Here is a 23,854-nt window from a genome sequence, read left to right as displayed (position 1 = left end):
AAATATTAATAAAATTACTCTGATTTAATGGACTTAAAAAAGACATTGTTAATGCCTAAAACATCCTTTGCGATGCAGGCAAATTTATCTACTAGTGAAAAGAATTTTCATGATTTTTGAAAAGATAAAAAAGTCTTTCAAAAATTAAAAAAACAGAATAAAGGAAAACAGATAAAAATACTGCATGATGGACCACCTTATGCAAATGGTAGTATTCATGTGGGACATGCTCTTAACAAGATTTTAAAAGACTTCATTTTACGTAGTTGGTTATATGAAGGATATGATGTTGTTTTTATTCCTGGTTGGGATTGTCATGGACTACCAATAGAACATGCAGTTAGTAAGAAAAACCCTAGTAGTTATAGCAATCTTTCAACTGTTGAAAAAAGAAAATTATGTCATCAGTTTGCACTTTCACAAATTGCAGTTCAAAAAGAACAATTTCAAAGACTGGGACTTTTAAATGATTTTCAAAACTGTTATTACACAATAGATGAGAGTTTTCAATTTAAGGAACTTGAACTATTTTTACAAGCAATTAAAAAAGGGCTCATTTTTCAAGATTTAAAACCAACTTATTGATCACCAATTTCAAGAACTTCACTTGCTGAAGCGGAAATTGAATATAAAGAAGTTAATTCAATTGCACTTTATTTAACTTTTAAAGTTTCTAAAAGTGATTTTTTAGATGAAAATGCTAATTTATTAGTTTGAACAACAACTCCTTGAACACTACCAACTAATCAAGCAATTGCCATTCATCCTGATTTTGATTATCTTCTTTTTGAATATAACCAACAAAAATTTGTTATCTTGGAAAAATTATTTGAAGTTTTTACAAATAAGTTAAATTGAACAAATGCAATTAAACTAAAAAAATTCAAGGGTTCAAATTTAAAAAATTCAAGCTATTCTCATTGTTTTTATAACAAGGTTTTACCAGTTCTAATGGGAATACATGTTGTTGATAATGAGGGAACAGGTATTGTTCACAGCTCCCCTGCATTTGGAATTGATGATTTTTATCTTTGTCAAAAAAACAAGATTAAAGAAGTTTTGATTTCTATTGATGAGAAAGGTGTATTTAATAACTTACTTAATGATAAAGAACTTGAGAATTGTTTTTATCTTAAAGCAAATGATCTAATTATTAATCGTTTAAAACAAAACAATAGCTTTATTTTTTCTGAAGTTATTTCCCACCGCGAACCACATGATTGACGCTCAAAAACTCCAGTTATATACCGTGCTTCCAAACAATTATTCATTAAAACTAAATCAATAAAAAAGCAGTTAAAAAAACAAATTAATCAAGTTAATTTTTTAAATTCAAAAAATCAATTGAGATTAAAAGAGATGCTTTTACAACGTGATGAATGATGTATCTCACGTCAAAGAGTATGGGGCTTGCCTATACCAATTGTTTATGCAAATAACAAACCATTGTTAGATTTTTCAACAATTCAATACACAATTAAACAATTGAAAAAGCATGGTATTGATAGTTGATTTGAAAAAGATGTAACTTGTTTTTTAAAACCTGATAAAACCAAAAAATGAGTTAAGTATCACAAGGAGATTGATACATTAGATGTTTGATTTGACTCAGGTTCTTCCTATAATGTTTTGGAAATAAATAAATATGGTTCAATAGCTGATCTTTATATTGAAGGTTCTGATCAATATCGGGGTTGGTTCAACTCTTCTTCAAATTGCGGAATTATTCAAAATGATTTAATCCCTTTTAAATCACTTGTTTCACATGGTTTTACACTTGATGAAAATGGCAATAAAATGTCAAAGTCATTAGGAAACATAGTTGATCCTTTAAAAATTTGTGATCAATATGGAGCGGATATATTAAGGTTGTGAGTTGCTAATACTGATTGACAAATTGATAACAAAATAGGTGTTAATATTCTTAAACAAGTTGCTGAACAATACCGCAGAATTAGAAATAGTTTACTACGTTTTATTTTGGGTAATATTAATGGATTTAACTTTACATCAATGGATGATTATAAGTTTTCACTAGAAGACAAAATAGTTATCCATAAAACTAATTCACTAGTAGAACAAATTGAGAAATTTTTAGAGAAATATAATTTTTTAGGTTGCCTAAAAGTGATTAATAAGTTTGTTTTATGACTATCAAGCTGATACTTTGAAATAATTAAAGACACCTTATATTGTGATGCTAAAAATAATCCTAATCGTTTAGCTAAACAAGCTGTTTTAAACTATATTTTTACACAACTAATCAGTTTTTTAAATATCTTTATTCCCCACACTGCAGAAGATGCTTGAAAAAACTATTCATTCAATAAAAAACCAATAAGTGTGAACCTCTTTACAAAACCGACTGTTTTTAAAGTTGCTAACTCTAAGAATTTAGAAAATATCTATAAAACTTTTACTAGTATTAAAAATGCTGCTTTCAAAGAAATTGAAAAGCTAAGAAAAGAAGGGTTGATTTCTAAAAATAATCAAATTGAATTAACCGTTGGAATTAATAAAAAAATACCCAAAAAATTAAAGGATAATCTCGCACTTTGACTTAATGTAAACAGTGTTAATTTAACAAATAATGAAAATGAAATTAAAGTTAAAAAAACTAAAAAAACAATGTGTGAAAGATGCTGAAATTTTCAAACAATCATTAAGCAAAAATTAGATCATAATTTGTGCTCACGTTGTTTTAAAGTGTGTTAAAAAAATAATTGTGAAAAGGTTTTCAGATCTTAATCAGATTGATATTTCTAAGCTTGAAGTTTTCTTTCAGCCAGCAAAAAAAACAAAAAAACAAACGGTTGTTTTTGCACATGGATTTTCTGTTTTTCATAGCTACTTTCAAAGTTTTTATAAAACCCTTACTGATTATGACTATTACGCTCCACTTTGACCTGGTCATAATGTAAATGGTTTTGATTATAAGGAATTATCTCCAATCCATTATGGAGAACTATTAGCTGCTTTTATAGAAAATAAGGATCTGGAAAACATCGTTCTAATAGGACACAGTATGGGTGCTGCTGTTTGTAGTTATGCCATGAATTTATTAAATGCTAAACGTGTTGAAAAACTCATACTTTTAGCACCTCTTTCATACTGTAACTTATTGAGATATTTCAAAATTAAAAGTTCTTTTAAAAAAGATAAGGCAGAAAGAATGGCTAATTTTAAAGCAATGTTTCAAACTAAATTTAGTAATTTAACTGATGAAAACAGCTGAGAAAATGAGCTGTCAAAACACAGTAAAATGGCTAAAAAGCTTTCTAATAATATTTTGAAAGAACTACCAGTTTTAAATAAGACTTATAAAAATTTAAAGTTACCAGTGTTTTTGGTTTTAGCTCAAAATGATTTATTTATGCCAACAAAATTAACATTAAGCTATTTCAATAAATACCTAATTAAGAACAATAATTTGCAATCATCTGTTATCTTAAACAGTGAACACCAAATGTTTAATAGTAAATATGAAAGCTTTTGTAAAGCAATGGATGATATCCTGAATCATAATAAACTAAGTAAAATTTATTAAACAATGTCTCATAAAATTAATGATCAAACCCTCGTTAATGAGCAACGCCTATTAGCTTATGATTTTTTTCAAAATAGCAATAAGGTTGGACTTTTATCAACATTACAATATCTAGATTTTGTTAATTTTTTAGTTAGATCTAAAAAAGTAAATTATCTGCTTGTTAACAAAGTAAGTCTTCCAATATATCAAAAGATTTATTTTGATAACTTCCCTTTTTTAGGTTTTGATAATAACTTGTGAAGTGCATTTGGTTTAGCATTAAGAAATAAAAGTCAAAACGATACTGTATTTGCTTTTGTTGAAAAAACCAAAAATACAGATACAGAAATTAATAAGTTTTTAAAAATACTGAAAACTTTTAAGGGTTTGAAAATAGTTTTTTTATTAATTAATTCACCAGAAGAAAAAACAACTATTAAGCTTTCTGATTCGCTAATTAAAGAAATTAAAAAACAAAAAATAAAACATGAAGTTTATTCTTTAAGATCATTTCAAAATAAGTTTTTTAAGTTAGTTAGAAAATTAGAAAAAAAGCACAAGTCTAAAAATAACGTAATGTTTGTTGAACTAAACGGTGTGTTTGGTTATGAAACTAACTTTGAAAAAAGTAACATTGATTTTAGTTTCACTAGTTTTCAAGACAGATTCACAATTGAAAAAAAGTTAAAAATCACCAGCCATTTTATCTTGCCTCATAAATACTTGTTAAAAAATTTAGAAAACATTAAGCATCCTAACTTTGAGCAAAAGAACTTAATTTGACAACAAACTGTTAAAGATTTTAATCAGCAGTTTTTACTGCATTATTCCAAATTACAAGTATTTTCAAATTCTCCTACTAAATTAAAAGTTGATGCTTTGATTTTTGATTTGGAATTCCACTTAATTGTTGAAATAATGAAAGGTTTTAATTTTGATGAGAATTGTATCTGTTTACTTGAAGGAAATAAAGAACAAAACCCCAATTTACCAACCGTTAGTTTAGATACTAAGGTTGCTGATATTAAGACTTATCAAGGTTGCTATTTTCTCAATAATTAACAACATTGAAAAAAATAGCTATACGCTTCTATTAAATTGTTTTTAAATACTTTTTATTTAAAATTTAAGTGTTAATTTATGTCAAAAGATCAAAAGTCATTAATTTTAATGCTCTCCAATTCGCAACATTCCATTAACAGGAAATTTGCTAATGAATTAAAACATTCTTTAAGTTGTGAATTGATTGAGTTAAAAGACTATCAAGTTGATTTTTATTCTGTTGATTTAGAAGCAACTAACTTTCCTGACAAAATTAAAACTTTAGTTAGAAAAATCAAAGAACATAGCAATTTAATTTTTGTTACCCCTGAACACAACGGTTTTATCCCTGCTTTTGCTAAAAACATCATTGACTGGATGACTCGTGATGAGCAGTATGGTAGAAATCAATTTTTAAAAGGTCTTAATGGAGTTATTTGTTGTGTAACTCCAGCAACTGCGGGTGGGGGTAAAACTGTTCTAGAATTACTAGATAAATTTTTAAGTTTTAGCGGTCTTAATGTTAAAGGAACAGTTTTAGTCAACGGTTATCATGAGAACTTTGATTTTAAGCCTTTTATTGAACAAGTTAAAAAATTAATATAATTTAGCGAACTGTGATTAAGTCCATTAGCATGCGTTTTATAACGCTGTTAGTGGCTTTTTAATGTTTTGATCCGCTTTTCACCCCACAAATGTCACAAAAATCTAATTTCTTTCAAAAACGTTATTCCCCTACAGCTACCAGAAGGTATTATGGCAAAATTGAGACCAATTTTATCCAACCAAATTTAGCTGATATTCAGATTAAAAGCTACCAAAAATTCTTAGATCATGATCTTGAAAAATTAATTGCCTCATATTTTCCAATCAAATCCCCTAATGATCGCTACACTATCAATTTTAGGGGATTACACAGAACTGAACCAGAACGTGATGAAGCACAATCACGTGCTCAATCTAAAACTTATGAAGTTGGTATTTATGCTGATCTTGAATTAGTTGATAATGATAAAGGAACAGTTAAAAAAGCACGGAAATCAAAGAAAAATATTGCTAGCAATACAAATGGTGTATTTTTAGCTAGCATGCCTTTAATAACCCATGATGGGGTTTTTATTATCAATGGGATAGAAAAGTTTGTTATTTCCCAAATAACCCGTTCTCCAGGGATATACATGCTAACAAAATCCCAACTAAAACTATCCAACTCCCGTAAAAGAGTACAGGAAGGTTATGTTTGTGAGGTTTTACCTGCTAATGGTTCAGTGATGCTTATATACATCTCCAATAAAAAAAAGATTGAAGATGCTTTTGTACAAATTCTTTTAAGAGATGCGGTAAGAGAAGGTGCTAAGATTTTCCCTATTACAACACTTTTAAAAGCGTTTGGTTTAAATAATCGTGAGATCCTTAAAATCTTTAAAAACAATGAATTTATCAAACGTTCATTGGAAGCGGAAATTTACAATGCTAAGGATTTTTTAAGCAATGTTGATCCTGAAATCAAAAACCTTTTAAAAGAATTTAGAGATGGTAAAACTGATTTAAGAAGAAAAGGGATCGCTTCTGATCAGAAATTAAGATCACTTGTTAATGAATATGTAACGCTTGAGAAACAATATAATGCGCTAAAACAAACAAGTCCAAATGATTCTAGTTTAACTGCACTTGAACTGGAAATGGAAAACAAAATGGATAGTGTTATTACTGAAAGAGCTGCTAAACACATTGTCAATGAACTTTCTATTTCACTGCGTGATATTGAAAACACTGAAGAGTGTCATGAAGTGAGTTTCCATGCACTTTTATGTGCGCGTTTTTTTAGAAACAAGAGGTACAACCTCTCTAATGCAGGGAGATACAAAGTATCTAGAAAGTTACGTTTAACAGAACGTATTTATCAAAAAACTCTGGCATGTGATTTGTTCTTAAAAGATGGCAAGCTACTTTTAAAAAAAGGTACTTTACTTTTAAAAGAAGAGATTGACAAAATCAAACAAGCTGCTAAGAACAATGAAATTAGTTTTGTTAATAAAATGCAACTTACAACTGATGGTAAGGCTGTTGATTTAGCAAAAGAATCACTCTTTTATGAAACGATAGATGTATATATCACTAATGATAATCTTAGTGTTTCAGTACCAGTTATAGGGATCCATAACGAAAATGATCTGAACAAAGCAATGACTCTCAGTGATTTCATCGCTTCAATTAGTTATGTGATTAATTTACCTTATGGAATTGGTAAATATGATGATATTGATCACCTTGGTAATAAGCGGGTTAAGTTAATTAATGAATTAATTACTGCTAAATTAGAAAGCGGCTTCACTAGAATGGAGCGCTTTTTAAAAGAAAAGTTAACTATTGCTGATGGAGTTAACCGTGGCCAGCAAATTAATGAAGAGGGTCAGGTTATTGAACAAGGTGAAAAAAAGGAATTAACTATTAAATCTTTAATCAACTCAAAACCAATTCAAATTGTGATTAAAGACTTCTTCAATACCCACCAATTAACCCAATTTTTAGACCACCAAAACCCTTTATCAGAATTGAGTAATAAAAGAAGGATTTCAGCAATGGGACCTGGGGGAATATCAAGAGAGGACCCTAATTTAGATATCCGTGATGTGCATTATTCTCAGTACGGTAGAATTTGCCCTATTGAAACACCTGAAGGGATGAACATAGGGTTGATCATGTCTTTAGCTAGCTTTGCTAAGATTGATGAAAACGGATTTTTAATGGCACCTTATCGCAAAATCAAAGCTGGGGTAATTACTGATGAGGTGGAATATTTAACTGCGCTTAGAGAAGATGAACATATTATTGCTGAGATCTCTTCACTTGTCAATATTAGTAACGATAACAAGATCTTAGATAAGGAAATTATTGGTAGGTATCGATCTATGCAAGGACTTTATGATCCTTTAAAGATTGATTACATTGATGTAGCACCACACCAAGTTGTTTCCATTGGTTCTTCTTTAATCCCCTTTTTGGAAAATGATGATTCAGCTAGAGCATTAATGGGAACCAACATGCAACGTCAGGCCTATCCTTTAATAAAGCCATATGCTCCTGCAGTAGGTACTGGTCAAGAACACAAAATTGCTAGTGATTCAGGTTTAACAATGTCCTCTCCTTGCTCAGGTGTTGTTAGTTATGTTGATAACAGTAAGATTATTATTACAAGTGATAGTTCTAAAAAAGAGACAGTTAACCTAGTTAAATTTGAACGTTCCAACCAAAATACTTGTTATAACCACAAACCAATTGTTGAAATAGGCCAAAGGGTTAATAAGGATGAAATCATTGTTGATGGCCCTGCTGTTAATAAGAGTGAGTTGGCATTAGGACAGAATGTTTTAGTTGCTTTTACAACTTGAAATGGTTATAACTATGAAGATGCAATTGTCATTTCAGAACGATTAGTTAAGGAAGATATTCTCACTTCATTAACCATTAATGAGTATGTTGCTCAATGTTTGTCTACTAAAAATGGTGATGAACAAATTACCCGTGATATCCCTAATGTTAGTGATGCAAACAAACGCTATCTTGATGAGAATGGCATCATTATGGTGGGTGCTGAAGTTAAAGAAGGGGATGTTTTGGTTGGTAAAGTTTCCCCTAAAGGTCAAGTCGAAGTCTCTCCTGAAGAAAAGCTATTTAAAGCCATCTTCCCTGAAAGTGTTCAAAACGTGAGAGACTCTTCACTTAAAGTTTCCCATGGTGGGGATGGTATTGTTTCAGCTGTAAAACGTTTTTCAATTGCTAATGGTGATGAACTTAATGATGGTGTGATTGAAATGATCAAGGTTTATGTGGTTCAAAAACGTAAGATTCAAATTGGTGATAAATTAGCTGGTAGACACGGAAATAAAGGAGTTATTTCTAAAGTGGTGCCTATTGAAGATATGCCCCATTTAGAAGATGGAACCCCAGTTGATATTCTGCTCAACCCCCTTGGTGTTCCTAGTCGGATGAACATAGGACAAATTTTTGAAACCCACTTGGGTTATGCAGCACACAAGCTAGCAGTTCGTTCTTTAATTAGTAGTTGTTTTGATCAAAATAAAGCTAAGGAGTTTGCCATTGAAATCAATCAACCTCAAGCAAGGGTTGAAAGATTAATTAAAGGTTTAAAAAACCAAATCAATGATCGCAATATTAAAAGTGAAAAAGAAGCACTTGAAAAACTCGATAACAGTGACATTAGTTTAGTTTTGAAAGAGATAGGGATGTCTTTTGATGATCTTATTTACAAAATTGCAACCCCTATTTTCCAAGGAGTGAACTTCTTAGATCTCCAAGATGTTATGCAAGAAGCAGGATTAGATCCCCAAAAAAATCAGGGTAAGTTTAAACTCATTGATGGTAGGAGTGGAATGCCATTTGAAAGACCTATTTCACTTGGAATTATGTACATGATGAAGCTGAATCACATGGTTGATGATAAGATCCATGCTCGTGCTGTTGGCCCTTATTCTAAGATCACTCAACAACCATTAGGTGGTAAATCGCAAAATGGTGGACAGCGGTTTGGTGAGATGGAAGTGTGAGCATTAGAAGCTTATGGAGCTGCTTATAACTTGCAAGAACTTTTAACCATTAAATCTGATGATGTACAAGGAAGAAATAGGGCTTATGCTGCTATTGTTAAAGGTGCAGCTTTCCCAGAGCCTGGTATCCCTGAATCATTTAAATTATTGACAAAAGAATTACAGGGCTTGGCTTTATCTGTTTCATTTATCTATGATGACAACACCCAACAAGACTCCAATAATGTTTCCATCTTGCAAAGTGATGGGGAACAAGATGAATTTTTCAATGATTTTGAATTTGACACTGAGGGTTATTAGAAATTAACAATGACAACAACAAGACGTAATAAAAGAAATAACAAGCTTTATAAAAACATTAAAGCAATTAAACTTTCCATCGCTTCCAATGACACCATTTTGAACTGATCTGAAGGGGAAGTTACAAAAGCTGAAACCATTAACTATAAATCATTAAAACCAGAACCTGGAGGCTTGTTTGATGAAGCAATCTTTGGACCTGTTAAGGACTATGAATGTGCTTGTGGCAAGTTCAAAAAGATTAAATACCGTGGTGTGAGGTGTGATCGCTGTGGGGTGTGAGTTACTGAATCTATTGTACGTAGAGAAAGGATGGGACATATTGCACTTGTGAGTCCTGTAGCTCACATTTGGATGTCAAAAGAATTACCATCTCCTTCCAAAATATCATTAGTTTTAAACATCTCTTACAAAGAGGTTGAACAGGTTTTGTACTTTGTTAACTACATAGTACTTGATACAGGTAAGATCAAAGATGATAAAATCATGCCTTTTAAGTTCAAAGAAGTTTTGGACTTAACTGGTAAGGGTTCACTTTCAACACGACAAAAAATGCGTCGTGTGATAGGTTATATCTTCAGAAATCTCATTAAAAGTAAGAGTAGTGAAGATTACCGTAAGGGAAAAATCTTTTATGAAAGTTTAAAAAACAGCTCTCTCCCCTTTTCTCTAAATGATGCTTTTAATTACATTAAGAAGTACACTGGTTTTAGGGTTGGAATAGGGGCTGAAGCAATTTTGGAATTGCTTAATAAAATCGATCTTAACTTGGAATTTAGCAGGTTAAATGATGCTTTAAGAAAAGCCAAGAAAGATAGTGTTGAAGATGCTAAAGTTAAGAAGATCTTAAGACAACTGGAAACTATTAGTTGGTTTAGAAATTCTAAGCTTCATCCTAAAAACATGATCTTACATACTGTTCCAGTTATCCCCCCTGATATCAGACCTATTATCCAACTTGATGGTGCTAAGTTTACCACCAGTGACATCAACAATTTTTACCGCAGGGTAATCATTAGAAATGACCGATTAAGAAGGATTTTGGAAGATGGTACTGTACCTTCTATTGTTGTTAACAATGAAAAAAGACTTTTACAAGAGTCTGTTGATGCTTTATTTGATAACTCTTCACGTCATAAACCATCACTTTCCAAAGACAAACGGTCATTGAAATCTTTAACAGATCGTTTAAAAGGAAAACAAGGTTTATTTAGACACAACTTACTTGGTAAAAGAGTTGATTATTCAGGTAGAAGTGTAATTGTGGTTGGCCCTGAATTGAAGATGTATGAAGTTGGGATCCCAGCACTAATGATCTTAAAGCTGTTTAAACCCTTTATTATCCATGGATTGATCAATAAGTTTGATGAAAATGGTAATGAGATTAGACCAATTGCCGCTTCCATCAGACAAGCTGAAGATATGATTAAAAACCAGGATGATCTTATCTGGGGAATAGTTTATGATGTTATCAAAGATCGTCCCGTTTTACTAAATCGTGCTCCAACCCTACATAGGTTAGGGATCCAAGCATTTGAACCAAGAATTGTTGATGGTAAAGCAATTAGATTACACCCATTAGTAACTACTGCATTTAATGCTGATTTTGATGGTGATCAGATGGCAGTTCATGTTCCTTTAAGTGAGAATGCAGTTAATGAAGCAAGAGCTGTTCTGCTTGCATCAAAACATATCTTAGGTTTGAAAGATGGAAGACCTATTGTAACTCCTACTCAGGACATGGTTTTAGGTAACTATTATCTAACCACAGAGAGAAAAGGACAGTTGGGAGAGGGGATTATCTTCAGCACAGTTTATGAAGCACGTGCTGCTTATGAAAGTCAAAAGGTTCATTTACATGCTATTGTAGGGATAAGTACTAAAGCATTTCCCAACAAGAAGTTTGCATGCCAAGGAACTTTAATAACAACAGTTGGTAAGATTATCTTTAATGATGTTTTAGGCAATAATGTTCCTTATATTAATGACGGGGAATTTGATGAAAATGCATGTCCCGAAAAGTTCATTGTGAAACAGGGAGAAGATGTAAGACAATCAATTTTAAAGCATCAAATTATCCCTGCATTTTCCAAAAAGGTTATTTCCAAGTTAATCGATCTACTCTATCTTTTATTGGAATTTAAAGACCTTCCTAAAACACTTGATAATATCAAAGCACTTGGCTTTAAGTACTCTACTTTTTCTTCAACTACTGTTTCAGTATTTGATATCCCTAAGTACACCAATAAACAAAATTACTTTGATAGTGCTGATCAACAGGTGCTGAAATACAAACAGTTTTATAACAAGGGTTTGTTAACCGATGATGAACGTTATAAACGCGTTGTGAAGTTATGAAACAATGTGAAAGAAAAAGTATCTGATGAGATCCAAAACTTAATTAAACAAGAACAGTACCGTGATAATTCCATTGTGGTAATGGCTGATTCAGGTGCTAGATGTAACATTTCTAACTTTACCCAGTTATTTGGGATGCGAGGCTTAATGTCTAAAAGCTTTAACTATGAAAGAAATAACCAATCTAAGATCATTAAAGATACGATAGAAGTTCCTATTAAACACTCCTTTTTTGAAGGTTTGACCATTAATGAATACTTCAACTCTTCTTATGGAGCGAGAAAAGGGATGACAGATACTGCAATGAAAACAGCAAAGTCTGGTTATATGACAAGAAAGCTAGTAGATGCTACTCATGAATTAATTATTAACCATGATGATTGTGGAACAAGAAAAGGAATTGTTGTTGAAGCAATTGTTGAAACCAAAACCAAATCCTTGATTGAATCATTATTTGACAGGATTGTTAATCGCTACTCAATTACTCCTATAGTTGATCCTGAAACACAAAAAACTATTGTAGAAGCTAACAGTCTTATTACAACGCAATTAGCTAAACAGATTTGTGCAACATCTATTAAAGAAGTTTTAGTTAGATCTGTTATCTATTGTGAAAGGGAAAATGGTATCTGTCAATACTGCTTTGGCATTGACTTGTCAACTGGTAAGTTGGTGGAATTGGGAACTGCTGTTGGGGTGATTGCTGCTCAATCAATTGGTGAACCTGGGACCCAATTGACAATGCGTACTTTCCATACTGGGGGAGTTTCAACTGAAAACAACTTAGCACAAGGCTTTGAACGTTTAAAACAGATCTTTGAAGTAGTTACTCCTAAAGATTTTGAAAAAGCAGTTATCTCTGAAGTGAAAGGAACAGTTAAATCAATTACTACTGTTCAAAACGCTCAGGAAGTAGTGATTAAATCAAACGTTGATGAGAGGATTTATACTATCCCTTTCAGTGCTCAAATACGTGTTCATGTTGGTGATCAAGTTTCACCAGGTTCTAAGATTACAGAAGGTTCTGTTGATATTAAACAACTTTTGCGAATTGCAGGTATCCAAAGGGTAAGACAATACATGATTGTAGAGATCCAAAAAGTGTATAGGATTCAAGGGATAGATATTGCTGATAAGTATGTAGAAATTATTATCAGACAACTAACTAATTTGTTGCAAGTAACAGATGCAGGTAACAGCAATTTATTTGTTGGTCAGTTAGTGCATAGCCATTATCTCAATGAACTAAATAAGAGCTTACTTTTAGCTGGAAAGATGCCTGTTATTGCAATTAATCAGGTGTTTGGAATTGATGAAGCGGCAAGTAAATCTAACTCCTTTTTAAGTGCTGCATCCTTCCAAGATACCAAAAAAATCCTAACTGATGCTGCTGTTAAGAACCAAGTAGACTATCTTTTAGGTTTAAAAGAGAATGTTATTATTGGTGGAAAAATTCCAGCAGGAACAGGATTTTTAACTGATGAAGAGTTAACTTTCTTAGGTAGCAAAACAGTTGCTGAAGAGTATTAATTTAAAAAAATAGTTACTATTTTTCACCCATTCACTTCCCCAAACCCTGGGAGGTTGCCTTCCTTGGTCTCAGTTTTATCCCACTTCTGCTCACTCGTATGGTTAAACTCATCTCCCGTTCCACTCTTATTGATCAAGACCGGGATAGTTCCTAGTAAGCTTCTGAGCAACAGTTGATTGCGCTGCGGATTATTCTTGTTAGTGAAAGTCAACGCATTGCTTCAGTCACTGGTGGGACTGATACTGTTGGGTAAAGCAGGATAGGTGGTTGGTTTGGAGGAGCTACCTGAAGTGACTTTATTATCATCTGAATTGGGATCAAAGGGGGTACTATTATTGCTAGGTTTCACCTGTTCAAAAGGAATGCCGTTTTTCTGATTAGCACTTTGAACGCGATACCCTGCTCCCGTTCAGATGTCTGGTGTACTACCAGGTGTAAACACCCACCGGGTGTTTTCTTTATTTAAATGTTGAGTGATCATTGATTTAACCCCAACATTGATGTTAGAAAAAGTGGGGAGGGGGGTTGAGGAAGTAGAAGTAGTAGTAGTAGTAGTAGTAGTAGAAGAAGAAGAAGAAGAAGAAGAAGAAGAAGAAGAAGAAGAAGAAGAAGGGGAGGGGGAGTTGGCATCCCCATCCTCTTCTCTCTTGCTATTTGCTCGGTAGTCAACAATGGTTTTCAGGCTTTGTTGTCACCAAACTCCCCACTCGCATCTAACTTCACCTCTGTCCCACTACTGTTCTTATGCTGCAGTGGCTTTTTAGCAAAGTCGTTTTTGGTGAGGGTGTCACTTGATCCACTTTGTTTTTTCACCTCCACTTTGAGGGCTTTGCGAGGAGATGTAGCCATACCACTCATGGATGAAGCAGTTGTTTCACTGAGTTTCTCACTGTCTTTGTTTGAATCCTTCACCGGACTATCTTTTTGCAACCTTTGGGTGGGGTTGAAAGAGGAAGAAGATTCCACTTCCATAACTATTCAACGGCGTAGCGTTGATCAAGGAATTGATCGCTACTTGGGAAGCTTCATCTTTTTTCACTGGATAAGCAGTTTTAATGGTTCCTGATGAAATTTGATTACTATGATTCCCCGAATAAGGAACAACGAATGAGAAGGTGTCTTGGATTGAAAAACTCCCATTGATTGGACCATTTAATCCCGTGTCGTTGGTCACCAAATCCTTATACCCCGTTTTACTATCTAAGCTAGTTGTTGTTGATCAAGCAAGTGCTTGGTCTTTGGTACTACTACTACTACTACTACTACTACTACTATCATACCCCACACTCCCCGCTTTAAAGCCACTGAAGATGATTTGATCATTGACACTGTCAATGCCACTGATCAGATATGCAGGTTGGGTGAAAGATTTGGAATGGAAGTTGTGGGAATTGGTACTGGTAGTTTCCTTATACCCCAACTGGTTCTCTACAAATTGTTTTTGTTTGTCTTCCCCTCAGTCTAAATTGGTGTTAGCAAACCAGGTGGGTTTTGATGATGAATCAGTTGTTGCACTCCGCTCCACCACCCAGTACCACATGCTGGGTAGAAAGCTGTTACCCATCACGACAATGTGGTTGTTGGTGACTGCTAGCTTGCTAGTAGAAGCATAATAGAGTTGGGTAACCACATTCCTCATTCCATCCCCATCAAACAAGATACCGATCCTTTCCAATGCTTGTTTGGTGTTGAGGTACTTGGTGAATTTTGAAGCGTTGTCTGATGTTCCCCCTCCTGTACTTAGGGGCGCATCATTTTTAGCTTCGTTTTCTTCAGTTGAACTCCACCCATTACTATCCTTCCCTTTGCCCTGCTTGGTCCCATCAATTGGTTGGTAAATTGGTCAGGATTGATCTAATTTTCTATATGCATTGCCGGTAGTGAGTTTAAATCCAGTTGAAGCATTGGGGCTGGGATTGTTGTTTAAGCCAATGGAGTTGCGCATCGATCGTCACTGATTTGAATTTGAACCAAGATGTACCTCTATCTGGCTTTTGCCCTTTTGTTTGGCCAAACTACTGTTTAAGGTATATTTAGTCAAAGGTTGTTCTAGGATCAATTCTTGCAACACTTGGTTCATGTTGCTAGAAACATTCGGTACATCTAACTGATACTTTTTCACCATCGTTCACTTGATGCCAACATTGGTGGAATTAGTAAACTCAACGATGTAGGATGGTTTTTCACCTTGACTAGTTGAATCAAAACTAATCTGGTTATTTGAGCCACTTGAACTGTTGTATGTAAGCTTCACCTGAGTAGACTTGAACAAAAATCTATATATTTACTAATAATATATAGGAGTTTTAGGAGTGTTTATGTCAACAAACCAAACAAGTTAACTAATATAAAAAAATAAACTCCTAAAAAGAGATTTTTTTAAGAAAAATTAAAAAATAAACAAAATTTCTAATAAAAAAATGTCATTTTTATTTTTTTGCACTTATTTATAAGGTGTAATGAAAGATGGCTCAAAAAGAAATAATTAATAAGAAAAATACTCAAAAAAATAGTAGTTTTATTGAAAGTAATAATTTGACAAGTTTTGATTTTTTTGATGCAAAGAAAAACAGTGAAATTGAAACAATTTCAACTGGAAGTTTAAATTTAGATGAAGCATTAGGGTCTGGTGGTCTACCTTTAGGTAGGATAGTAGAACTATATGGAAATGAATCATCTGGAAAAACAACTATTGCACTAAATGCAGTCGCTAGTTTTCAGAAAGCAGGTAAAACAGCATGTTATATTGATGCTGAAGGTGCACTTGATTTAGCATATGCTAAATCAATTGGTATTGATCTAAATAAACTTTTGATTGCTCATCCTAGGCATGGTGAAAACGCTTTTGCTCTTATCGAATCATTAATTAAAACAAACAAGATATCTTTAATTGTTATTGACTCTGTAGCAGCGTTAATTCCTAAACAAGAGTTAGAAGGCACAATTGAAGAACAAACTATTGGCTTGCATGCAAGAATGATGTCAAAAGGTTTGCGAAGAATACAATCGATATTACCAGATTCTAAAACTTGTGTTTTATTCATTAATCAGTTACGCGAAAAACCAGGAGTGATGTTTGGAAATAACGAAGTTACAACAGGAGGAAAAGCTCTAAGATTTTATAGTTCATTAAGAATGGAAGCTAAGCGTGTTGAATTACTTAAGGATAAATTCAACAATTATGTTGGCATAAAAACAAAAGTAATGGTATCTAAAAATAAGATTGCTAAACCTTTTGGTGTTGCTATATTAGAAATCATGTTTAACCGTGGTTTTGTACATGAACATGAAGTTATTGACTTAGCACTTAAATTTAATGTTGTTGTAAGAGCTGGAAATTCTTATTCTTTTAACAATGAAAGCATTGCTGTTGGTAAAGAAAAATTATTAAATGTTTTATCAGAAAAGCCAGCATTATTTGAACAAATAAAAGAACTAACTGTTCAACAATTGGCTAATAAAAATTCATTTCAACAAACAGCTAGCTAAAAACTAATTTTTTGATTTTCTGGTAAAGCATTTTAATTAGAGAGATTTAAGCTTTTTTAATGCTTAAATTAGAAAAATTAACTTATTTATAATTAATATACATTTTTTAATAATCTAGATTTGCAATTATATTAGCTAGATTTTTAAATGTGATAATTATCAAACTGCTAGTATAAGATGGCTCATCGTTTTAAGCGCTGATCATTAATTGCTTTAGCATTTAGTGGAGTGGGTGCAACAGCAATAATTACAGCCTGTTCCACAATAAACACTGCTAATCTTTTTCCTACTCTCAATCGATCCCAAAAACTAATTGGTTTTAGTGATCAAAATATCATAAACCCAGATGTAGTTTTAAAGTCTGCTTTAAATGATGGTAGTGGTGTTGATTCTATCTTACGTGTTAGTTTTGGATCAGCATTACAAAAATGATACCAAGCAAATGCAGATAGAAACATCTCTAATCGATTAAAGATATTTGAAGAAAATGTTGAAGATGAACATGATAACTTGATAGATGAAAAGAAACGTGCTGATAGAGTAAAGTGACCTATTGAAGTACAAAAAGAATATGATCAGTTCGGTGGTAATCAAGAAAGTTGAAAAAAACTTAAACTCTATGATAGATTAATTACTGATTTTCAATCTTTAATATTCAATAACATTAGTGCAAATGTTAGTTTAGTGAATTCAAGTGATACAAGCGTTGCAACAACTAAAGAAAACATTGAAAAAACAGAAAATAAACTTAAGTTTATTAACAGCAATTTAAATGATGTAAATGGTGATTTTTTTACTAATCTTCAAGCTTATTTATTTTCACAGTGATTAATAGAAGAAAACCCATTTTTATTAAATCAAGCTTCTTTCAATTACCAATCTCCAATTGCTGGACTTGGCAGTATTTATGATGAAAATGCAATTGGAGCTTCCAATCTAAATCTTTCTTATAACTTTCCTGCTTTTCAAGATCCTAGTGAAAGTGGTGGTCAAACAAACTCTGCAAAATTATTTGAAGAGTTTGATAAACAATTACAAACTGCTAATTCTAGTGGTTCATCACAAAGTTCAGCTGCTACTAATACCAGAAATGATTTACTTGACTTTGAAAACAAGTATAGTGCAAGCAAAGTTTTAATTAGTAAAAATAACATTCTCTCTGTTTTAAAAACTGTTAACTTATCTGCTGCAGTTATTGATCAATACCATTACTTACTGAATAATAAAACAGAATTAACAACAACAACAACAACAACAACAACAACAGGTGGAACTAGTAGCAATTTAAATCCTCTTGATAAATTTATTAAAAGTTCAAGTGCAACAACAGTTATGATGAAGAGTGCTATGACAAAAAGTCAAGAAGTTACTTCAGACAATAATGGTTTTAATGTTAAAAGTGAATTTTTAAAAATTAATCCCTCGCTTTCTTCTTCTGGTAGTGATAATAGTAGTAACACGCAGTCTTTTTGAAAACAAGTACAAGCTTTAAATAATAGTAGTCAAACTGCAACTATTTTTGATGCAGTTAGAATGGAATCAAATTCATCTCAAGCACAAGTAGTAACAAGTAATTTATTAGTTAGTCTAAGTTCAAAGACAACTCAAAAACAGCAACAGAAACCTGTTTATGTTAGAGGTGATGATGCCATATATGCATTTCATATTGATGGAGGTAATTATTTTTTAGAGAATTCATCACCTAACAAACGTAATTTTGAAAAACAAGCAGAAGTTTTATTAATGCGATTTTTACAAGGACAAACTAATAATTTCTCTAAAGATAATGTCAGTTTTTCAGTTGATTTATTTGGTTCTAACAGCGAATTTAGAAGTTGAGCAAATAGAAATACAACACTAAAACTTTACACAGCTTTAACAACTATGTTAGAAAATGGAACTTCTAATAATAACGGTCAAAAAGATGTATGTGATTTAGCTAAAAAACTTTTAAAAAACAATACCAATTTATCTGAAACTATTAAAAAACAACAAGATTTTAATAATTCACTTTCACAAATAAAATCAAGTTATGAGTCTTATATTAAAGCTGCTAATAAACTTAATAACTTTAGAACAGATTTAGCTAATATAGAAAAACTAGAACAAGCAATTGTTGATCGTGCTAACAACTACATTAAACTTCAAAAGGAAGCTAAAGAAAGTTCAATTGGTTGGGGTCAACCTCTTCCATATAAAAGAGCAAATGATGGTAGTTATCCTTCATTAGCAAAATTTTTTAATAACAACTCTGATCAAAGTAGTGCTCAAACTTTAACTTTGAAAACCACTGCTGCAGCTATTACTTCTGATAATGAACCAACTCGTGAAAAAAATAATCAAACTTTAAAGACTTTAACAACTGAAGTAGAAAATAAAGCCAAAGAATTAGTTGAAAAATGAAAAGCTACAACTTATTCTTCTAGTCAATATTCAGAGATTATTACCCTAAAATCATCACAATTAAATGACTTGGATCTTGATCTTATATTATCACTTTTAACTGATTCAGGAATTAGAACAGGTACTGTTGCAAACATCTTTAAAAATTGGTACTTTAAAAACACTAATTCATTCACTAATAATTTTGATACTTCAAATAAAGAATTAAAAGGTGAATTTTCTGATTTTAATGATCTTGTTAAACAGGCACTTTATATCCGTTCTTGACAAAATTTAACTAGTAAAGAACGCTTTGGTTACTATAAGGATTTGGGTAGTGTAAATTCAACTTCAACTATGTTGCAAATGCAAAATAAAGCTGCCCAATCTCATACTTCTAGTAGTGTTAATCAAACCCTATTAGATTTAGCAAAGAAAGCATTTGAAAAGGAATTGGAAGATCCTAATCAGGATGCTGAGTACAAATACATGCGCTTTTTGCAAGCGTTAATGTGACTTGTTAAAAATGGTGCTCAAAACTATAAGAATCTTTTACAACAAGCAATTCCAATTGGCACTAGAGCATTTGTTTCATGAACAGTAGGATATGATAAAAACCCTAGCGCTACTGTTAGTCAAAAAACAAAATCCAGTACTTCATCAGCTAATGAAAACCCTTTTAATAGGTTTTTACAAAATCCTAACTATACTCAAGGTTCTGAAATAAACTGATTCAATGATAAACAAACACCAATTCAACCCGATTCATTGCTTGAAAGTGAAAACACTTATAGATTTACTGATGAACCGTTTAATAATTCTGTAGCTTTATCTAATAAATCACAAGGATCAAGTGATAAAAAATATTTTTATGGATTTAATGGTTTAACAATTAATTCCAATCAAAGTATTTCAACAGCTAGTGCTGGTTTAACACAACAGCTTTTTAATAATTACGGACAGTTAATTACAGCAACTGATAAAGCAGGCGCTTTAAGTCAATATAAGGATAAGTTTACCTTGTGAAGCTTGATTAATAAAACCAGTTCTGATGCTGAACTTAATGCTTTTGGTGAGTTATTACATCGCTCAGTTAATGTTGATACAAATAATTTAAGTCGCTTTAACTCTAGAGGTGAACCTTTAATAAGTTTTGATAATAAAAAAAAGTTTTTATTAAATGTAGTTGATAGACTAGATGATCTTTATTTTCATAAATTTGAAGGTTATGTTGGTTTATCTAAAGCTGCAAATACAGATGGTTCCAATACAGAAGGATATAAAACTGTGCAAACAGTTCCATTAACAAATGACTCTAGTATCCAGACTCTTAGTTATGTTATTCAGATAACAAATGATGATGTAAATAAGATTTCTAGTAATTGAAAAAATAATAAAGCTAATTCATTAGGTTTAAAGAAAGAGATCTTTATGTCTTTACTTATTGAACAAGCTTTAGATGAAGGCACTCAAGAGTTGGCATTTTTAGATTTAATTCGTGAAAATCAAAAGCAACACCAAAGAGAACATCAACAGATTTTAGTTGGTGATAAACGCTTATATGATATCCTAGGACAAACGTTAGCTATTAATGCTAAAAATTTTTAAACCATTGCAATAAGTTGCTTGGTGTTAAAAGCAAACACTGTAACCTTTTTTCAGTTACATTCATTTCAATTAAAAGCTTTAATTCTTCAACAACTTGGTTTGCTGAATTTTTATCTTTATAAGTTGCAATTAAATCTGATAATATTTTTTTTGCTTGGTTAATAGTTTTATTTTCAATTGCTTTAATACTTAATTCAGTTGCAATTGTAGAGATAATACAACCATCACCATCAAAACCAATTGCAGTAATTTTATTTTTATCAATATTTAAACCTATATTAAAAAAGTCTTCACAATTATCACTATCACTTGTTGTTAAAATTTTTTGAAAACTTTTGAGAGGTTTTTTGTATTTTAAATTTGAATAAATATCAATAATTTTTGTTCTTGCTCTAATATCCATTAGCTAATATATTAGTTCATTAATAATGGAATTCTTACTAGTTTTTAATAATTTTTCTAAATAAAGTAATTCCTCTTTTGTGTTGTAATGGAGTAGAGAAACACGTAAAAAACTCTCTTTATTTTTAAATTTACCAACACAGATGGATCCTTGTCTAACAATTATTTTTTTAATGTTTAAAAAAGTTGCTAGATCTGCAGAATTAATATATTTATGCTTAAAAGCAAAGATAGGAACATCTTGATCATGATTAGCTAAAACGATATTAGGATTTTGACTTAGCAGTTGATAAGCTAAATTTTTTAATTGTTTGCTGTAAAACACCATTTCACTGAAATTAAATTCTTTTTGCATGAATTTTAACTGTTTATTCAAAGCATAAATAGCCATAATATTTAGCGTTCCAGCTTCAAATTTGGAAGGACCTTCTTTAAAAATTATCTTAAAGTTATTATCCAATGATTTAAAAATATCACCACCTAATTTAAAGGGTTTTAGTCGTGATTGTAATTCGCTTTTGATAAAGGCAATGCCAAGACCAGTAGGTCCATAAAATTTATGTGTAGAAAAAGTTAAAAAATCAATATTAGCACTTGTAATATCGATTTTATGGTGTGGTACAGCTTGTACTGCATCTACAACAATAAAGCTATTTGGTGATATTTTTTTTAAGTGTTTAGAAATTTTTTCATAGTCAATACTATTTCCAAAAAGATTAGATGTTGCAGTTATAACTAATAGTTTTGTTGATGGTGTACAAGCTTTTAAAAAAGCATCAGTTCAAGATTTATTTGGTGTTTTTTTAATTATTTTTAGTTTGGCTTTATTTTCTTTTGCTAGATTTACTCAGGGAAAAACATTAGCAGCATGTTCATCTTCTTTGAGAATGATTTCATCATTACTTTTTACTAAAGAGCTTAATCCAAAGGCGAATAAGTTAAGCGATTCAGTTGCAGAACTTGTAAAAATTATTTCATTTTTTTTAGCATTGAAAAATTTTGCTAATAAATCTCTTGTTTCTTCAATAATAGCAATAAGTTTTTGGTTAATTTCAGGATTTTTGTTATGAGGATTGACACAAAAATACTGGTAATATTCTTTGCTTGCTTCAGCCACAACATCAAGTGCAATGGAAGTAGCAGCATTATCAAAATTAATCCAATTTTTGTTATTTTCAAACCATTTAAAGTTTTTTCTGAATGAACTAGGATTAAATTTAATTGCAGACATTAAACCAGTTAAGTATTAATTTAACAAGATAAAGATTCTTAATTTAAGTAAATTAAACAATAAGCTTTAAATAACTTTAATCTCATTGATTTTTTAAAGAGAACTTAATTAGTTATCTGATTTAGATTCCAAAACATGTTTAAAATATTTTAGTCGCTGTACCCAAATATAGTAAATACCTTGATTTTTTGTTTGAAAAACACGTTCATAAACTCCATTTTTTTCCAAAAAAACAAATAGTTTTTCAAGAATTTTTTTTGATTCAGAAAAATTTTTCTTAAAGTATTCAAAGCTGAAAAGTGCAAATCAAACAAACATTTGCCTTCTTCAAAACCTAGCTTCAATCTTATGATTTGGATCAATAAAACTTGCAAGAGAACCATTTTGGCTGAGATTTACATATAGCTTTTCATAACATTGGATTAAATTTAAGTAGCGTGGAGCACTAATAGTAGTTGATAAACTATCATTACGAATAAAATAATTTGTTCCTATCACATCAATAAAAACAATTTTTTGTGATGAAAAAAACATCGGATATCAGATTGGTATATCTTCAAATAACCTTGATTCAAAAGTTAAATTTAGCTTCCTAAAAAAATCTGTGTTTATAACAATATTTCAAATATATTGATCATTATTTTTGATGTAATTTAATTTATTAACATTGTTATTATTAATTAATTTTACTCTGCCTTGAAAAATACCTTTTAAAGGCAAAAATTTAATAATGAAATCATGTTTTAAGAAGCATAAATAGACCATACTTTTTAATACACCAAGATCAAAATCTTCTTTTTTAATTGATTCAACAATCTCTTTTATGACATTTTTGTTGTTAAAACAATCATCAGGATCGATAAAATAAAAATAAGGTGTTGTTACTAGATTCACTAGCTTATCACGCACTTTTCCAATACCTTCATTCTGTTTGTCACAATAGACTTCAATTGCTAAGTTATTGTGTTCTTTTTTGAATTTTTGCAAAACTTCATAGGTTTCATCAGCAACATTGTCATTGAAAAAAATAATTTTAGCTTGATTAAGATCTTGCTTTAAAAGTGAATTAAAAAAACGTTTTAAAAAAGGTTTTGATTTGTAACAAGGAACTAATATACTAACAAGTTTATCCATTAATTCGATTATTTAATTTTATAAGACTTTTAAAATGTTTAATTATTAATATATAGCTATGAATGATCTAGCACTTGCATTAGGTTTAGGTATCCCTCTTTCGCTTTTGGTGGGAATGATTCTTGGTTATTTTATTTCTATAAAAATCTTTAAAAAACAGATGCGTGACAATCCACCTATTACTGAAAATCAAATTAAAGCAATGTATGCAAAAATGGGTAGAAAATTATCTGAAACCCAGGTAAAAGAGATAATGCGCTCCATTAAAAACCAAAAATAAA

Annotated in this window: 13 protein-coding genes and 2 pseudogenes; 9 read left to right on the top strand and 6 right to left on the bottom strand. The window is 31.2% G+C overall.

The genetic code is table 4. The features are described 5' to 3' along the window. Window positions 1-27: 27 nt before the first annotated feature. From ileS to rpoC, 6 genes are all read left to right on the top strand, one after another. Window positions 28-2,715, top strand: coding sequence for an isoleucine--tRNA ligase (gene ileS / locus MG_RS02110; RefSeq protein WP_010869443.1), 2,688 nt, complete (start codon window positions 28-30; stop codon window positions 2,713-2,715). Window positions 2,716-2,725: 10 nt separating this feature from the next. After that, window positions 2,726-3,547: an alpha/beta hydrolase gene (locus MG_RS02105; protein ID WP_009885800.1), complete on the top strand. Its 822-nt coding sequence runs from the start codon at window positions 2,726-2,728 to the stop codon at window positions 3,545-3,547. A gap of 3 nt (window positions 3,548-3,550) precedes the next feature. After that, complete coding sequence (locus tag MG_RS02100; RefSeq protein ID WP_010869442.1) at window positions 3,551-4,591, top strand: MPN518 family protein; 1,041 nt, start codon at window positions 3,551-3,553, stop codon at window positions 4,589-4,591. 78 nt (window positions 4,592-4,669) lie between these two features. Continuing rightward, the gene (locus tag MG_RS02095; protein ID WP_009885799.1) at window positions 4,670-5,176 is read left to right on the top strand and encodes an NADPH-dependent FMN reductase; all 507 of its coding nucleotides are present in this window, start codon (window positions 4,670-4,672) and stop codon (window positions 5,174-5,176) included. Between the two features lie 89 nt (window positions 5,177-5,265). Continuing rightward, window positions 5,266-9,438: a DNA-directed RNA polymerase subunit beta gene (rpoB, locus tag MG_RS02090; protein ID WP_009885798.1), complete on the top strand. Its 4,173-nt coding sequence runs from the start codon at window positions 5,266-5,268 to the stop codon at window positions 9,436-9,438. A 9-nt stretch (window positions 9,439-9,447) separates the two neighbouring features. After that, the gene (gene rpoC, locus MG_RS02085) at window positions 9,448-13,326 is read left to right on the top strand and encodes a DNA-directed RNA polymerase subunit beta' (RefSeq protein ID WP_010869441.1); all 3,879 of its coding nucleotides are present in this window, start codon (window positions 9,448-9,450) and stop codon (window positions 13,324-13,326) included. On the opposite strand, the gene MG_RS02080 is transcribed toward rpoC, so the two are convergent. The 3 genes and pseudogenes from MG_RS02080 to MG_RS02070 all read right to left on the bottom strand — a co-directional run. After that, a complete protein-coding gene (locus MG_RS02080; protein WP_041593680.1) occupies window positions 13,323-13,808 on the bottom strand; it encodes an adhesin in 486 nt (161 codons plus the stop codon). The genes rpoC and MG_RS02080 overlap by 4 nt on opposite strands. A gap of 149 nt (window positions 13,809-13,957) precedes the next feature. Further along, a pseudogene (locus tag MG_RS03035) lies at window positions 13,958-14,287 on the bottom strand (hypothetical protein); the annotation flags it as partial. Further along, window positions 14,283-15,599 (bottom strand): annotated as a pseudogene (locus tag MG_RS02070) (MgpC family cytadherence protein); the annotation flags it as partial. The pseudogenes MG_RS03035 and MG_RS02070, both read right to left, overlap by 5 nt. Before the next feature lie 194 nt (window positions 15,600-15,793). On the opposite strand from MG_RS02070, the gene recA reads away from it, so the two are divergent. Further along, window positions 15,794-16,816 carry a recombinase RecA gene (recA, locus tag MG_RS02065; protein WP_009885970.1) on the top strand — a complete coding sequence of 341 codons (1,023 nt, stop codon included), beginning with the start codon at window positions 15,794-15,796 and terminating at the stop codon, window positions 16,814-16,816. Between the two features lie 177 nt (window positions 16,817-16,993). Continuing rightward, window positions 16,994-20,806: a DUF3713 domain-containing protein gene (locus tag MG_RS02060; protein ID WP_009885969.1), complete on the top strand. Its 3,813-nt coding sequence runs from the start codon at window positions 16,994-16,996 to the stop codon at window positions 20,804-20,806. Here MG_RS02060 and MG_RS02055 read toward each other — a convergent pair. The 3 genes from MG_RS02055 to MG_RS02045 all read right to left on the bottom strand — a co-directional run bounded on the left by MG_RS02055 (window position 20,793) and on the right by MG_RS02045 (window position 23,573). Beyond that, entirely contained in the window at window positions 20,793-21,209 is a 417-nt protein-coding gene (locus MG_RS02055) for an iron-sulfur cluster assembly scaffold protein (RefSeq protein ID WP_009885968.1), read from the bottom strand. The two genes, MG_RS02060 and MG_RS02055, sit on opposite strands and share 14 nt — an antisense overlap. Window positions 21,210-21,212: 3 nt before the next feature. Then, complete coding sequence (locus tag MG_RS02050) at window positions 21,213-22,439, bottom strand: cysteine desulfurase (protein ID WP_010869440.1); 1,227 nt, start codon at window positions 22,437-22,439, stop codon at window positions 21,213-21,215. 108 nt (window positions 22,440-22,547) lie between these two features. Further along, the gene (locus MG_RS02045; protein ID WP_010869439.1) at window positions 22,548-23,573 is read right to left on the bottom strand and encodes a glycosyltransferase family 2 protein; all 1,026 of its coding nucleotides are present in this window, start codon (window positions 23,571-23,573) and stop codon (window positions 22,548-22,550) included. A 58-nt stretch (window positions 23,574-23,631) separates the two neighbouring features. Between MG_RS02045 and MG_RS02040 the strand changes: the two genes are divergently transcribed. Beyond that, a complete protein-coding gene (locus tag MG_RS02040; RefSeq protein ID WP_009885966.1) occupies window positions 23,632-23,853 on the top strand; it encodes a YneF family protein in 222 nt (73 codons plus the stop codon). Window position 23,854: the final 1 nt, after the last annotated feature.

This window comes from Mycoplasmoides genitalium G37, from assembly GCF_000027325.1.
Classification (GTDB): domain Bacteria; phylum Bacillota_I; class Bacilli_A; order Mycoplasmatales; family Mycoplasmoidaceae; genus Mycoplasmoides; species Mycoplasmoides genitalium.
The sequence above is the reverse complement of the archived record's forward strand: the minus strand, read 5'-3'. Positions and strand labels throughout refer to the sequence as shown.